14 protein-coding genes and 1 pseudogene are annotated in these 14,279 nt (G+C 60.9%); 7 read left to right on the top strand and 8 right to left on the bottom strand.

Annotated elements, in window-relative coordinates:
- Nucleotides 1-150: 150 nt before the first annotated feature.
- Complete coding sequence (locus tag PCOSP_RS09125) at nucleotides 151-804, bottom strand: thiopurine S-methyltransferase (protein ID WP_139647003.1); 654 nt, start codon at nucleotides 802-804, stop codon at nucleotides 151-153.
- A 103-nt stretch (nucleotides 805-907) separates the two neighbouring features.
- On the opposite strand from PCOSP_RS09125, the gene PCOSP_RS09120 reads away from it, so the two are divergent.
- On the top strand, nucleotides 908-1,675 hold the full coding sequence (locus PCOSP_RS09120) for a DODA-type extradiol aromatic ring-opening family dioxygenase (RefSeq protein ID WP_464710887.1): 768 nt from the start codon (nucleotides 908-910) through the stop codon (nucleotides 1,673-1,675).
- Nucleotides 1,676-1,872: 197 nt separating this feature from the next.
- On the opposite strand, the pseudogene PCOSP_RS09115 reads toward PCOSP_RS09120, so the two are convergent.
- Both PCOSP_RS09115 and PCOSP_RS09110 read right to left on the bottom strand, forming a co-directional pair.
- Nucleotides 1,873-3,580: pseudogene (locus tag PCOSP_RS09115) on the bottom strand (DEAD/DEAH box helicase).
- 364 nt (nucleotides 3,581-3,944) lie between these two features.
- A complete protein-coding gene (locus PCOSP_RS09110) occupies nucleotides 3,945-4,700 on the bottom strand; it encodes a spermidine synthase (RefSeq protein ID WP_041020074.1) in 756 nt (251 codons plus the stop codon).
- Nucleotides 4,701-4,827: 127 nt separating this feature from the next.
- On the opposite strand from PCOSP_RS09110, the gene PCOSP_RS09105 reads away from it, so the two are divergent.
- Nucleotides 4,828-6,174, top strand: coding sequence for a class II 3-deoxy-7-phosphoheptulonate synthase (locus PCOSP_RS09105; RefSeq protein WP_139647007.1), 1,347 nt, complete (start codon nucleotides 4,828-4,830; stop codon nucleotides 6,172-6,174).
- 73 nt (nucleotides 6,175-6,247) lie between these two features.
- Here PCOSP_RS09105 and PCOSP_RS09100 read toward each other — a convergent pair whose 3' ends face one another.
- Both PCOSP_RS09100 and PCOSP_RS09095 read right to left on the bottom strand, forming a co-directional pair.
- The gene (locus tag PCOSP_RS09100) at nucleotides 6,248-7,513 is read right to left on the bottom strand and encodes a winged helix-turn-helix domain-containing protein (RefSeq protein ID WP_464710886.1); all 1,266 of its coding nucleotides are present in this window, start codon (nucleotides 7,511-7,513) and stop codon (nucleotides 6,248-6,250) included.
- 64 nt (nucleotides 7,514-7,577) lie between these two features.
- Nucleotides 7,578-7,796, bottom strand: a complete 219-nt coding sequence (locus PCOSP_RS09095; RefSeq protein ID WP_041020071.1) for a DUF1127 domain-containing protein — start codon at nucleotides 7,794-7,796, stop codon at nucleotides 7,578-7,580.
- 97 nt (nucleotides 7,797-7,893) lie between these two features.
- Between PCOSP_RS09095 and PCOSP_RS09090 the strand changes: the two genes are divergently transcribed.
- Nucleotides 7,894-8,748, top strand: a complete 855-nt coding sequence (locus PCOSP_RS09090) for a LysR substrate-binding domain-containing protein (protein ID WP_024776693.1) — start codon at nucleotides 7,894-7,896, stop codon at nucleotides 8,746-8,748.
- Here the strand turns inward: PCOSP_RS09090 and PCOSP_RS09085 are convergent.
- Nucleotides 8,738-9,505: a sulfite exporter TauE/SafE family protein gene (locus tag PCOSP_RS09085; RefSeq protein ID WP_217505605.1), complete on the bottom strand. Its 768-nt coding sequence runs from the start codon at nucleotides 9,503-9,505 to the stop codon at nucleotides 8,738-8,740. The genes PCOSP_RS09090 and PCOSP_RS09085 overlap by 11 nt on opposite strands.
- Nucleotides 9,506-9,633: 128 nt before the next feature.
- Here PCOSP_RS09085 and PCOSP_RS09080 point away from each other — a divergent pair, with 128 nt between their 5' ends.
- The 3 genes from PCOSP_RS09080 (at nucleotide 9,634) to PCOSP_RS09070 (ending at nucleotide 11,929) form a co-directional block, all read left to right on the top strand.
- Complete coding sequence (locus tag PCOSP_RS09080) at nucleotides 9,634-10,095, top strand: MarR family winged helix-turn-helix transcriptional regulator (protein ID WP_139647014.1); 462 nt, start codon at nucleotides 9,634-9,636, stop codon at nucleotides 10,093-10,095.
- Nucleotides 10,096-10,460: 365 nt separating this feature from the next.
- The gene (locus PCOSP_RS09075; RefSeq protein WP_139647015.1) at nucleotides 10,461-10,880 is read left to right on the top strand and encodes an organic hydroperoxide resistance protein; all 420 of its coding nucleotides are present in this window, start codon (nucleotides 10,461-10,463) and stop codon (nucleotides 10,878-10,880) included.
- A gap of 35 nt (nucleotides 10,881-10,915) precedes the next feature.
- Entirely contained in the window at nucleotides 10,916-11,929 is a 1,014-nt protein-coding gene (locus PCOSP_RS09070; RefSeq protein ID WP_139647017.1) for an alpha/beta hydrolase, read from the top strand.
- A gap of 90 nt (nucleotides 11,930-12,019) precedes the next feature.
- Here the strand turns inward: PCOSP_RS09070 and PCOSP_RS09065 are convergent, their stop codons facing one another.
- Together PCOSP_RS09065 and earP are read right to left on the bottom strand one after the other, a co-directional pair.
- Nucleotides 12,020-12,589, bottom strand: a complete 570-nt coding sequence (locus PCOSP_RS09065; protein ID WP_007955690.1) for an elongation factor P — start codon at nucleotides 12,587-12,589, stop codon at nucleotides 12,020-12,022.
- Nucleotides 12,590-12,637: 48 nt separating this feature from the next.
- Nucleotides 12,638-13,771 (bottom strand): elongation factor P maturation arginine rhamnosyltransferase EarP, encoded by a 1,134-nt coding sequence (gene earP / locus PCOSP_RS09060; protein ID WP_464710884.1) that lies wholly within the window; start codon nucleotides 13,769-13,771, stop codon nucleotides 12,638-12,640.
- Nucleotides 13,772-13,892: 121 nt separating this feature from the next.
- Here earP and PCOSP_RS09055 point away from each other — a divergent pair, with 121 nt between their 5' ends.
- Complete coding sequence (locus PCOSP_RS09055) at nucleotides 13,893-14,279, top strand: cytochrome b/b6 domain-containing protein (RefSeq protein ID WP_139647021.1); 387 nt, start codon at nucleotides 13,893-13,895, stop codon at nucleotides 14,277-14,279.

Raw genomic sequence — 14,279 nt, 5'->3', positions numbered from 1 at the left:
GAGCGCAAAGAGGAAGCCCGCAACGATACGATGATCGTTCCCACGCTCTGCGTGGGAACGCCTCAACGGACGCTCCGCGTTCGGCCTTTAGGAACGCAGAGCGTCCCAGGCTGCATTCCCACGCAGAGCATGGGAACGATCACCCGCTACTCAGCGATTGGAAATCCGATAAACCCGCTCATCCAGCCTGGTCACCCCAGCCTGAATGAACTTCCAGCTTTCCTCCAACACATCCTGTTCCTGCAAGATCTCCAGCTGCCAGCGGTTCCCCAGCAGCCGCTGCACTTCATCATCACTCACGGAAAATGGCGGCCCGGGCATTTCAGCCTGGTTGTATTCAAGGGTGATCAGCAATCCGGCGCAGCCAGGCAGCAGACTTTGCAGGTGCGCCGTGTACCGCTCACGCATTTGCGCAGGCAAGGCTATCAACGCCGCGCGATCGTAAAGCGCGGCGCAACCGACCAGATCTTCCGGGCTCAAGGCAAAAAAATCACCGCAGCGGATCTCGATGCGCCCGGCACGGAACACCTTGAAAGCTCCCTCCTCGCTCACGCTCGGCGTCAACTGATGCTCATCGAAGAAATCGGTGATGGCTTTTTCCGACAACTCCACCCCCAATACCGAATGCCCTTGATCGGCAAGCCACAGCAAATCCAGGGTCTTGCCACACAATGGCACCAGCACCCGGCTGCCCTGCTCCAAACCCATTGGCGGCCAGAAACGTTGCAGGTAGGAGTTCACCTCCAACGAATGAAAACCGATCTGATTCGTTGACCAACGCTTATGCCAAAACTCGGGATCCATGATTCGCTCCAAAAATTCGATCAAAACAGGTTAAAACTTATATTAGATTTAGATCATTGACCTGGCAGAAGATAATCGCATCTTAACGCTCAGGAGCTCGTCCATGCTGCCCAGCCTGTTTATCTCCCACGGCTCACCGATGCTTGCCCTCGAGCCCGGCGACAGCGGCCCGGCGCTGGCTCACCTGGCGGCGCAATTGCCCAGGCCTACGGCCATCGTCATTGTGTCCGCCCATTGGGAAAGCAGCGAATTGCTGGTCAGCGCCAATCCACAACCGCGCACCTGGCACGACTTCGGCGGCTTCCCGCCGGCCCTGTACCAGGTGCAGTACCCCGCGCCGGGAGAGCCAGAACTGGCAGCCCGGGTAGCGGACCTGCTCAACGCCGCGCACCTGCCGGCACGTCTCGACGCCCAGCGGCCGTCCGACCACGGTGTCTGGGTACCGTTGTCCTTGATGTACCCCCAGGCCGACATCCCGGTGGTGCAAGTCTCCCTGCCCAGCGACCAGGGGCCCGTGCTGCAGACCCGGGTCGGCCAGGCGCTTGCGAGCCTGCGTCAGCAGGGCATCCTGTTGATTGGCTCCGGCAGTATCACCCACAACCTGCGTGACCTGGACTGGAACGCCGGCCCCGAGAGCGTCGAGCCCTGGGCAAAGGACTTTCGCGACTGGATCGTGGAGAAGCTGGCAGCCGGCGACGAGGCCGCCCTGCATGATTACCGCCACCAAGCCCCCAATGCCGTGCGCAGCCACCCCAGCGACGAGCACCTGTTGCCGCTGTATTTCGCCCGGGGTGCTGGCGCAAGATTCAGCCTGGTCCATGAGGGATTCACGATGGGAACACTGGGGATGGACATCTACCGGTTCGATTGACAGGCGAACCGGGTCGCTCCTTCGCGAGCAAGCCCGCTCCCACAGGGTTTGGGATGGCGGCAGAGATCCCATGTGGGAGCGAGCCTGCTCGCGAAAGGGGCAACACTATCAACCGACCGAACACTAAACGACAGGCATAAAAAATCCCCGAACCAGTCGGGGATTTTTCATGCTCGATCAATCAACCCAAGGGTCGATCAGTCTTCGCGATAACGACGCAGCTTGAGTTGCTTGCCGGCTACGCGAGTGTCCTTGAGCTTGGTCAGCAACTTCTCCAGACCATCTTCCGGCAGTTCCACCAGGCTGAAGCTGTCACGCACCTGGATGCGACCGATGGCTTCACGGGCCAGGCCACCTTCATTGAGGATCGCGCCCAGCAGGTTCTTGGCGGCGATGCCGTCACGGGCACCCAGGGCGGTACGGCAACGGGCACGGCCTTCGGCCAGCGGGATCGGTGCACGACGCTCACGGTCGCCACGGTCCGGACGGTCCCCGCTACGCTCGGGACGATCGCCACGTGGTGCGCTGTTCGGCACCAAAGGACGTTCCTTCTCGATTGCAGCCAGGTTCAGTGCCTGACCATTGGTGGCCTTGCGCAACAGGGCGGCGGCCAGGGCGCGCGGGCTGCAACCGATGTCGGCAGTCAGGCGATCGAGCAGATCACCGTGGGTCGATTCGGCGTCAGCCACCAGCGGCGACAGGCTGTTGGTCAGCTTCTTGATGCGAGCATCGAGAACGGCCTGGGCGTCCGGCAGGCGAACTTCAGCCACCTTCTGCCCGGTAACACGCTCGATGACCTGCAGCATGCGGCGCTCACGCGGAGTCACCAGCAGCAGCGCACGACCTTCGCGACCAGCACGACCGGTACGGCCGATACGGTGAACGTAGGATTCCGGATCGTACGGCATGTCCACGTTGAACACGTGGGTGATGCGCGGAACGTCCAGGCCACGGGCAGCCACGTCGGTCGCCACAACGATGTCCAGGCGGCCATCCTTGAGGGAGTCGATCACGCGCTCACGCTGGTTCTGGGCAATGTCACCGTTCAGCGCAGCGGCTTTGTAGCCTTTGGCTTCCAGGGCGCTGGCCAGGTCCAGGGTCGCTTGCTTGGTGCGCACGAACATGATCAGGGCGTCGAAGTCTTCCACTTCCAGCAAGCTGAGGACTGCGGAGGTCTTCTGGTCGGCGTGAACCAACAGGTGGGCCTGTTCGATCGCGGTGACGGTCTGGGTCTTGCTCTGGATCTTGACGTGTTTCGGGTCCTTCAGGTGACGCTCGGCGATCGCACGGATCGACTGCGGCAGGGTGGCCGAGAACAGTACGGTCTGACGGGTTTCCGGCATGGCCTTGAAGATCACTTCCAGGTCATCCATGAAGCCCAGCTTGAGCATTTCGTCGGCTTCGTCGAGAACCAGGTGGTTCACGGTGGCCAGGACTTTTTCGTCGCGACGCAGGTGGTCGCACAGACGGCCCGGGGTGGCGACAACGATCTGTGCGCCATTACGGATGGCTTTCAATTGTGGGCCCATCGGCGCGCCGCCGTAGACAGCCACAACAGTTACACCCGGCATTTGCTTGGCGTAGGTTTCGAAAGCAGTTGCAACTTGCAGCGCCAACTCACGGGTTGGGGCCAGGATCAGAGCTTGCGGCTCGCGCTTGGACGGATCAATGCGGTGCAGGATAGGCAAGGCGAACGCGGCGGTCTTACCCGTACCGGTTTGCGCCTGACCAATCATATCGTGACCGGCGAGAATGATCGGGATCGACTGCTGCTGAATGGCCGAAGGCTCTTCATAGCCGGTAGCGACTACTGCAGCGACAATATTGGGATGAAGTTCAAGAGCGGCGAAGCCGCCGATTTCCTGGGTCATGGGTCTGCCTCTAAGTGCATCCGCAAAGACCCATGCTCCAAAGCTGCACATGCCGTGTTGAGACTCAAGAGTCGCCCTGGCAGCTTTGTCGGCGGGGATTTGCGAAAACGAATGAATGAAAAAGAACGTCGTGGAAGCATCCGTTGTGGGGACATGCAACCGAAGCTGGCTTCGAAAAATTGCGCTACCTTGACGCGGCCCGGCTAAAGGCCGGCGCGCACTATACCGGAATTCGCCTGAAAAGGGAGATTTTTTTAGAGCCACTAAACCGGTTCACCTATGTGGCGAGGGGATTTATCCCCGCTGGACTGCGAAGCAGGCCCATAGGGTTTTAAAGCCAACGCCTGCTTCGCAGCCGAGCGGGGATAAATCCCCTCGCCACAGGATTCTCGGTTGTATCAGGTTGCCGGTCGGATAGCCTTGATCAACGGCAGCAACGAGTAGCCCAGCCGTGGCGCCAACGCTTCGGCGCGGGCGATCAGTCCTTCCATGTCCATCGCCTGCTCCAGGTCCGCCGGCACGATCAGGATCACATTGCCCTCCTTCACCGGCAGTTCCCAGTAGTGCCGGTGGTACAAGCCACGCAACAACGCCGCGCCCAACGGCTTGCCATCGTCGGTGGCCCACTGGTTGATCACCAGCCAGCCACCGGGGTTCAGCCGCTTCTGGCAGTTTTCCAGGAATCCCCAGGCCAGGTGACCGACGCCGGGGCCGACATCGGTGTAGAGGTCGACAAAGATCAGGTCCGCAGGCTCTGCGGTTTCCAACAACTCCAAGGCATCGCCGACACGGATGTACAGCCGCGGATCGTCATCCAGCCCCAGGTACTCGATGGCCAGGCGCGGCACATCGGGGCGCAGTTCGATAGCCTCGACGTCTTCCAGCGGCAGGAACCTGAGACAGGCCTGGGTCAACGTACCGGCGCCCAACCCTAGGAACAGCGCGCTTTCCGGCTGCTCGTGGCACAACGCGCCGATCAGCATCGCGCGGGTGTAGTCATATTCGAGCCAGCTAGGATCGGCCGTGAACACGCAGCTCTGCTCGATGGCATCGCCGAATTCGAGAAACCGGTAATCGGCCACTTCGAAGACCCGGATCATGCCGAACTCGTCGTGCACCTCGGCGAGCAGATGCTCGACGCGCTCCTCTGTCATTTCATCTCCTGATGCTTGCCGGGCGGGCTGCGGCAAAAGCGCAATTGTCGGCCAAGCGACGGGAACAGGTCACGCACTAATTTGCTGATAACATGGCCGTCCGAGCGTCAACCACCTAGAGATCACGATGAGCCAACCCTGGAGCCCTGACAGCTGGCGCGCCCTGCCGATCCAGCAACAACCCCGCTACCCCGACGCAGCGCACCTGCTGCAAGTCGAGCAGACCCTCGCCAGCTATCCGCCGCTGGTGTTTGCCGGGGAAGCCCGGGAACTGCGCCGCCAGTTCGCCGAAGTCACCCAGGGCCGGGCCTTTTTGCTGCAAGGCGGCGATTGCGCCGAAAGCTTCGCGGAGTTCTCCGCGGCAAAGATCCGCGACACCTTCAAGGTGCTGCTGCAAATGGCAATCGTCATGACCTTTGCCGCCGGTTGCCCGGTGGTCAAGGTCGGGCGCATGGCCGGGCAGTTCGCCAAGCCACGTTCGGCCAACGATGAAACCATCGACGGCGTGACCCTGCCGGCGTACCGAGGCGATATCGTCAACGGCATCGGCTTCGACGAGCAGAGTCGCGTACCGGACCCGGAACGCCTGCTGCAGTCCTACCACCAGTCCACCGCCACCTTGAACCTGCTGCGGGCGTTCGCCCAGGGCGGGTTCGCAGACCTGCACCAGGTGCACAAGTGGAACCTGGACTTCATCGCCAACTCGGCCCTGGCGGAAAAATACAGCCATCTGGCCGACCGCATCGACGAAACCCTGGCCTTCATGCGCGCCTGCGGCATGGACAGTTCGCCGCAACTGCGCGAAACCAGCTTCTTCACCGCCCACGAAGCGCTGCTGCTCAATTACGAAGAAGCCTTCGTGCGCCGGGACAGCCTCACCAACGATTATTACGACTGCTCGGCCCACATGCTGTGGATCGGCGACCGCACCCGCCAGTTGGACGGTGCCCATGTCGAATTCCTGCGCGGCGTGAACAACCCGATCGGGGTCAAGGTCGGCCCGAGCATGAACCCTGACGACCTGATCCGCCTGATCGACGTACTCAACCCGGACAACGACCCGGGTCGGCTGAACCTGATCGCGCGGATGGGCGCAAACAAGGTCGGCGATCATCTGCCGCAGCTATTGCGCGCCGTGCAGCGCGAAGGCAAGCAGGTGCTGTGGAGTTCCGACCCCATGCATGGCAACACCATCAAGGCCAGCAGCGGCTACAAGACCCGGGATTTCGCGCAGATCCTCGGCGAAGTGAAGCACTTCTTCCAGGTCCACGAAGCCGAGGGCACCTACGCCGGCGGCATTCACATCGAGATGACCGGGCAGAACGTCACCGAATGCATCGGCGGCGCACGGCCGATTACCGAGGATGGGCTGTCGGACCGTTACCACACCCATTGCGATCCGCGGATGAATGCCGATCAGTCGCTGGAGCTGGCGTTCCTGATTGCCGAGACGTTGAAGCAGGTTCGGCGCTAACGTCCAAACGCCATCGCGAGCAGGCTCGCTCCCACAGGTGATTCGGTGCACACAATATTTGTGAACAGCACGGTCAATGTGGGAGCGAGCCTGCTCGCGATGGGGGCCGATCAACCACCGTCGATTCCAGCCAACGCCCCCCCAACCGAACCCCACTCGCCCGTTGGCAATTGAGCTGAACCCGCTCCAGTCCCAGCCAGTCGGCCATGCGCCGCAGATTCATCGCCAAGACCTGTATCCCCTCCTCGTCCAATCCCGGCTGCTCCTCATGCACGGCGTGCACCGCCAACCGGCCCTGGGCTCTCTCTGCCCGCAGGTCCACCCGAGCGGCAATACGTTCGTTGTGCAGAAACGGCAACACGTAATAGCCATACACCCGCTTGTGGGCCGGCGTGTAGATTTCCAGTCGATAACGGAAGTCGAACAGGCGTTCGGTGCGATTGCGCTCCCAAACCAGGGAATCGAACGGCGAGAGCAAAGCGCTGGTCGTCACGTTGCGGGGAATTTTCCCATCCGGCAGGCACCAGGCCGGTTGCTTCCAGCCTTGCACCTGGCAGCGCCACAACTCACCGGTTTCCTCCAGCTCGGCCAGGCGCGCACGGCTGTCGGCCGGATCGAGGCGGAAATAGTCGCGCAGATCTTTCTCGGTCCCCACACCCAATGCCCCAGCGGCATGCAACAGCAAGGCGCGTTGGGCCTGGGCCTCGTCCGGAACCGGTTGTTCCAGGACCGAGGCCGGAAGTACCCGCTCCGGCAAACCGTAGAGCCGCTCGAAGCCACGCCGCCCGGCCACCGTGACCTCGCCCGCGGCGAACAGCCACTCCAGCGCGTGCTTCTCGGCACTCCAATCCCACCAGGGGCCAGCCTTTTCCGCCCGTGTGGACAAACTGCCAGCGCCCAAGGCGCCCTGCTCCCGGACGGCCGCCAGGACGCGGCGGATGACATCCTGTCGTTCATGGCCGAATCGCGCCAGTTGTTGATAGATGCCTTCGCCACGGGCCGCGCGGGCCATGCGCCAGCGCATCAGTGGATACATCGACAGGGGCAGCAACGACGCTTCATGCCCCCAGTATTCGAACAGCGTGCGCCGCCGCCCCTGGCTCCAGGCCGCTTGATCGAGCAGATCGGGGTTGTAGTGACCGAGGCGGGAAAACAGCGGGAGATAATGCGAACGTACCAGTGCATTGACCGAATCGATCTGCAGCACGCCGAGGCGTTCGATCAGGCGGTTGAGACGTGCGGGTTGCACCGAAGCCGGCGCCAGCCGCCCATTGAATCCCTGAGCGGCCAACGCCAGACGCCGGGCCTGTTTGAGGGTAAAGGACACAGTCGCGGGCATGGAGATCTCCTTCTCTGCTCGCAACCTACCTCACCAGTCATCGATTTGTGTAGGGAGGGATGGCTCATTTGTGCATTGGGTCATCCCAGAATGGCCGAACCACTTCCTGTTCTACATCTGCACGGCTGACGCCGATGTCCTTGAGCGCCTCGTCGCTCAGACCGGCGAGCAATTCGCGCTCGTGGTGCAATTCATACCAGCGGCTAAACTTGTGCAGCAGGTCGCTGAGGGAAAAATGGAATGAATGTCTATCTATCGATACGTATCCTTTCTGACCTTTCATCGTGATGTCCTCCGTTGGGGGTGGTTCAAGTCTCGCCCCAAGGCTAAGATCAATCCAACGAATGTTTCTTATGCAATACATCTCGGAGATTGATCAATTGTCGAGTTACCCGAGCATCGATACGGAAGTGCTGCGGACCTTCGTCGCCATTGCCGACCAGGGTGGTTTTACCCGCGCCGGTGAATTGGTCAATCGCACCCAATCCGCCGTCAGCATGCAGATGAAGCGCCTCGAAGAAGATGTCTTGCAGCGCCGCTTGTTCGAGCGTGACGGCCGCCAGGTCAAGCTCACCGCCGAAGGCCAGGTGCTATTGGGTTACGCCCGGCGCATCCTCAAGCTGCACAGCGAGGTGTTCAACACCTTGCGTGAACCGCATATGGTCGGCACCGTGCGCATCGGCACGCCGGATGACTACGTGATGCGCTTCCTGCCCGGCATCCTGCAGCGCTTCGCCCAGTTCTATCCATTGATCGAGATTGAAGTGCACTGCGAATCGTCCAAGCAGTTGCTGCTGCGCCAGGACCTGGACCTGTCCATCGTTACCCGTAAGCCAGGGGATGAAATCGGCCAGTTATTGCGCAAGGAACGCTTTGTCTGGGCCGAAGCGGCGTGTTTCAGCGCCCATGAGAAAACACCGCTGCCGCTGGCAATGTTCAATAGCGATTGCTTCTGCCGTCAATGGGCCTGCAATGCGTTGGATGCCATGGGCCGCGAATACCGCGTGGCCTACAACAGTTCCAGCCTGTCGGCACTCATGGCGGTGGTGGGCGCGGGACTGGCGATCACCGCGCAATTGGAAAGCCTGCTGACACCGGACATGCGTGTGCTCGGCGAGGCCGAAAACCTGCCGGAACTGCCTGAGGCCAGCATCATGCTGATCCGCAACCTGCACAATCCGTCGCCCATCACCGAATGCCTGGCCGAGCACATCGTCGAAGGCTTCAAACTTTAAAGACGAGCAGCACCGCACACAGCACCAGAAAACCGCAGAACAGCCCGCGCAATAGCCTCTCCGGCATGGCGTGGGCGACTTTCACGCCCCAGCTGATGCTCAGCAAACCGCCAACAGCCAGTGGCAAGCCGATCCACCAGTCCACTTGATGGTGGAATGCATAGGTGGCCAGGGTCACGCCGGTACTGGGCAAGGCCAGCGACAGCGACAATCCCTGGGCGACCACCTGGGTGGTGCCGAACAGGCTGGTCAGGATCGGCGTCGCAACCACAGCGCCGCCGACACCGAACAGACCGCCCATGGTCCCGGATGCCGCCCCCAGTACACCCAGCCATGGCCAGCCATAACGCATCTGCGCAGAAGCCGGCGCGGTAGCGGTGAACATGCGGGTCAGGTTATAGGCCGCCAGGGCGACCAGGAACGCGACGAAGCCGATGCGCATGCTTTCGGCGTCGACACCTACGGCCCAGATCGAGCCGAGCCAGGCAAAGCAAAAACCCATGGACGCCAACGGCAGCACATGACGCAACTCAATGCGGTTGCGTTGGTGATAACGCCACAACGCGAGCATTACATTGGGGACCACCATCACCAGGGCGGTACCCTGAGCAATCTGCTGGTCCAGACCGAACCATACGCCCAATACCGGAATCGCGATCAGCCCACCACCGATGCCGAACAATCCCCCCAAGGTGCCCAACGCGGCCCCCAGCACCAGATACAACGCAACTTCGATCACAGACGATTCCCCCTTCATCAGAGCGTCTATCCTACGCAGTCGGCGCCAGTGGGGGAACGCAACATCTGATCAGAACGTCAGAATTATCTGGCGCCTTAAAGGTTCGCCCGCTAGATTCGTCAGGATTATCGATTGAAGGTTGTGCCATGAGCCCCCAGCGCGACACCCCCGAACCCTGCGAAGCCCTGTTGCTCGACAACCAGGTCTGCTTTGCCCTGCACTCCACGTCGCTGATGATGACCAAGGTCTACAAGCCGTTGCTGCAAGCTCTCGGCCTGACCTATCCCCAGTATCTGGCGATGATGGTGTTATGGGAAAAAGACGGATTGACCGTCGGTGAAATCAGCACACGCCTGCTCACCGACCCCGGCTCGCTGACGCCGCTGCTCAAGCGCCTGGAAGCCGAAGGCCTGCTGAGCCGCACCCGTAGCCGGGAAGATGAACGCGTGGTGATCGTCGAACTCACCGAACAGGGCCGCGCCCTGCGGGAGAAGGCCCTCGATATTCCACAGTGCATCCTTGGCGCCAGCGGCCAGACCATGGAACAGCTGAAGAAGCTGCAACTGGAGCTGCAGGCGCTGCGCAGCCACTTGCAGGACAGCCTGTAACCCCATCTCCAGGGGGGAGCCCATTCGCGAAGACATCATCTTCCCCCCTTCAACTGACCCACCGCTATCGCGAGCAGGCTCGCTCCCACAGGGAAGTTGTGGTGGACGCTATTCCCGAGAACATCCCAGAACCACTGTGGGAGCGAGCCTGCTCGCGATGGCGTCACTCCAGCCTCCGCTAAAAAAATTTCATCCAATCAAACAGCTCTAACTCAAGGCTTTCATGGCTATTGAGTCTGAAAAGCAGGACCTCGACCAAAAATTTATCTTGCGCGCTAAATATTAGCGAACTATATTCGCCTCACACCTACTTAGCGCGCAAACATTTAGCGCGATACGACCAACCCAGAAACGAGGCTCTCATCATGCAAACTCTCTACACCGCAATCGCAACCTCCACCGGCGGCCGTGACGGTCGTGCGATCTCCAGCGACAACATCCTCGACGTCAAACTCGCCACCCCCAAGGAGCTCGGCGGTGCCGGCGGTGCGGCAACCAACCCGGAACAACTGTTTGCCGCCGGCTATTCGGCCTGCTTCATCGGCGCCCTGAAATTCGTCGCCGGCCAAAGCAAACGCAAAATCCCGGACAGCGCCTCGATCACCGCCCATGTTGGCATCGGTCAGATTCCCGGCGGTTTCGGCCTCGACATCGACCTGCACATCAGCTTGCCCGGCCTGGACCAGACCGACGCGCAAAGCCTGGTGGACGCGGCTCACCAGGTCTGCCCGTACTCCAACGCCACCCGCGGCAACGTTGATGTTCGCCTGCACGTGACCGTTTAAACCCACCGATCCGGACCGAACCCAAGGAGATTCCCATGAACACGTTCACCAAGGCCCTGACCGGCACCCTTCTCGCACTTGGCGTCAGCAGCGCCTTCGCCGACGGCATCGTCGAGCACAATACCCAGGCGTTTCTCGATGCATTGAATGCCGGCACCGGCAAGCCCCTGGAACAACTGTCGCCGAAGGATGCCCGCGCAGTACTGGTCGGTGCCCAGGCGGGGGTGAAACTGACGTTGCCCAAGGCGGATGTCAGCGAGAAGACCATCCAGGTCGATGGCCAGTCGATCAGCCTGACCATCGTCCGCCCGGCCGGGGTCAAGGGTGAGTTGCCCGTGTTCATGTTCTTCCACGGCGGTGGCTGGGTCCTGGGAGATTTCCCGACCCACGAACGCCTGGTTCGGGACCTGGTGGCGGGGTCGGGTGCCGTGGCGGTGTTCGTCAACTACACGCCCTCCCCCGAGGCGCATTACCCGGTGGCGATCAACCAGGCCTATGCCGCGACGAAATGGGTGGCCGAGCATGGCAAGCAGATCAATGTCGACGGCAAGCGCCTGGCCGTGGCGGGTAACAGCGTCGGCGGCAACATGGCAGCCGTCGTGGCCTTGATGGCCAAGGACAAGGGCACGCCAGCGATCCGCTTCCAGGCGCTGTTATGGCCGGTGACCGATGCAAACTTCGAGACCGCGTCCTACAACCAATTCGCCGAGGGACATTTCCTCAGCAAGAACATGATGAAATGGTTCTGGGACAACTACACCACCGATGCCGGGCAACGTAACGAGATCTATGCCTCGCCGCTGCGGGCCAGCACCGCACAACTCAAGGGCCTGCCGCCCGCGCTGGTACAGACCGCCGAGGCCGATGTACTGCGCGATGAAGGTGAAGCCTATGCGCGCAAACTGGATGCGGCCGGCGTGCCGGTCACAGCGGTACGCTACAACGGCATGATTCACGACTATGGCTTGCTCAACGTGGTCAGCCAGGTGCCGGCAGTGCGTTCGGCAATGCTGCAGGTGTCTGAAGAGTTGAAACAGCATCTGAAATGAAGGATGGCGAAGGGACTGACAGGCCCCCGCAGAAATGAAAAAAAAGCCCGACTCAATGGTCGGGCTTTTTTTTCATACACAAGACTTCGCTTATTTAGCGCGGCCTTTGTAGGAGCCGCCTTCGCGGGTATCGATCTCGATCATGTCGCCGATTTCGATGAAGTCAGCAACCGACAACTCGGTACCGTTCTTCAGTTTGGCAGGCTTCATCACCTTGCCGGAAGTGTCGCCGCGAGCGGAACCTTCGGTGTAGTCAACCTGACGCACGATGGTGGTCGGCAGCTCTACGGAAACCAGACGGCCTTCGAAGAACACGGCTTCGCAGACGTCGGTCATGCCTTCTTCCACGAATGGCAGAACGCTTTCGATGTCTTCGGCGTTCAGCTCGTACATGGTGTAGTCAGTGGTGTCCATGAACGTGTAGGAGTCGCCGCTGATGAAGGACAGGGTCGCTTCCTTGCGGTCGAGGATCACGTCGTCCAGTTTGTCGTCCGCACCGTAAACGGTTTCGGTCTTGTAACCGGTCAGCAGGTTTTTCAGCTTGGTCTTCATGATCGCGCTGTTACGACCCGACTTGGTGAATTCAGCTTTCTGAACCAGCCAAGGATCGTTGTCGATACGAATCACGGTACCGGGTTTAAGTTCTTTACCAGTTTTCATTGCGAATATCCGAATTTGGATGGGATTTACAAAAATCTAGGCCGCGTATCATATCCAATTTCCATAAAACTTCACCAGCGCCGCGGCAAGATCGGGTCGCGAGGCCTGTTCCAGACACCATGCATGGGCGTGTTCAGCCAGCACCGGCAGCTGTTCGCAGGTGGTTTTCCAGTGCCCGGACATGTCCTGACCGGCATTCCACGCCTGCCAGAGACCGCTCATCGCTTTTGCGGCGGGCTCTGCAAGCTCCTGGGTGTACAGCCTGAGAAATGCGTCGAGCTTTTCCAGATGAACGTCTTCTTCCTGTTGGTAGATATGCCAGAGGAAAGGTCGACCCGCCCATTGGGCCCGCACGAAAGAGTCTTCGCCCCGCACCGCATTGAAATCGCAGCACCACAGCAACTGATCGTACTGATCCTGACGGACGAACGGCAGCACCTGTACCGTCAGGGCGCCGCGTCGATGCAACGCACCGGCTTTGAGGTCGGCCACCCCGAGCCAACGCTCGACATCCCCCAGCACTCGCCCTTCGGGAACCAGCACATGGGACGGCCGGGCATCGCCGGCCATCGCATCGAACCAGCTGGCCAGCCCGGCATTTTCGTAGGCGAACAGCGAAATCAGCCGCGCATCCGGTGCCCGCTCGACGCCCAACCCCTGCAGGAACGTCCGTTGCGCCGCGATATCCTGTTGAAATTGCCGACGTCGCGCCAGCAACCCAGACTCACGCAGCAAGCCGCCAGTCCCCTCGCGGAAGCCGGGGAAAAAGAAATACTTCTGGACATGCCTGTATTTGACCGACGGCAACCCGTGGCAACCGATCACCCAGTCCTCGGCACTGAGGTAATCCAGGTTCATCCACAGCGGCGTGGTCTGGCGCTCCGCCATCGCGTCCATGTAGGCTCCTGGCAACTGGCAGGCAAACGCGGCGATCACCACGTCGGCGGCATCGGCGCCCAGCCAGTCCTTGGGCCAATGGCGCACATCCACGCCTTGTTGCCATTGCTCGGCCAGCGTGACGTCGATTTCCGGACACAGCCGTTCGAAGGCTCGCAGGTCATCGACCCATAGCCGGACCGCGCAGTGGTGCTCAGCCACCAATTGCCGGGCCAGACGCCAGGTGACGCCAATGTCGCCAAAGTTATCGACGACGGTGCAAAAAATATCCCAACGCACGGCCATTCCCGATTCCCTGTGGCAAAGCCTTGATTGTCCCGAATAAACCGATGATGCAGAAGAGCCGACGGCGATTAATCTTCATGCGACAATCGTCGTCTATCCATGCCTTTGCCAGGAAGCAACCATGCCCGAACACCCGCCCGCCCCGCGCCTCACCGCCTTGCAACTGACCGTCAGCATCGCCCTGGGCCTGTGGCTGGGATTCCTCGCCATCGTACTGACGGGCTGGCTGTTGTCGAAATTCGTCCTGGGCGAACAGCTCGCCCCGGTGGCTGCCGCCGTGCACCAACTGGCGCAACCGCCTGCCGTGCAACCGCCTCCCGAACCGCCGAATCCCATGTTCGAGCAATACCAGCAGAACCTTCAGCGCAACGAACAACGACAAGCCCTCGACCAGGCCCGCAGCAACCCGCGCAACCAATCCAACCCCAAGTGCCAGTTCTGGCTGGAGCAGGATCGGAACGCGCCGAGCGAGAAGACCCGCGCCAACGTTTTGCAATTCTGCGACTGA

This window comes from Pseudomonas sp. MAFF 730105, assembly GCF_055380705.1.
Note: the sequence above shows the minus strand (reverse complement) of the source record. Positions and strands in the feature narration are given on the sequence as shown.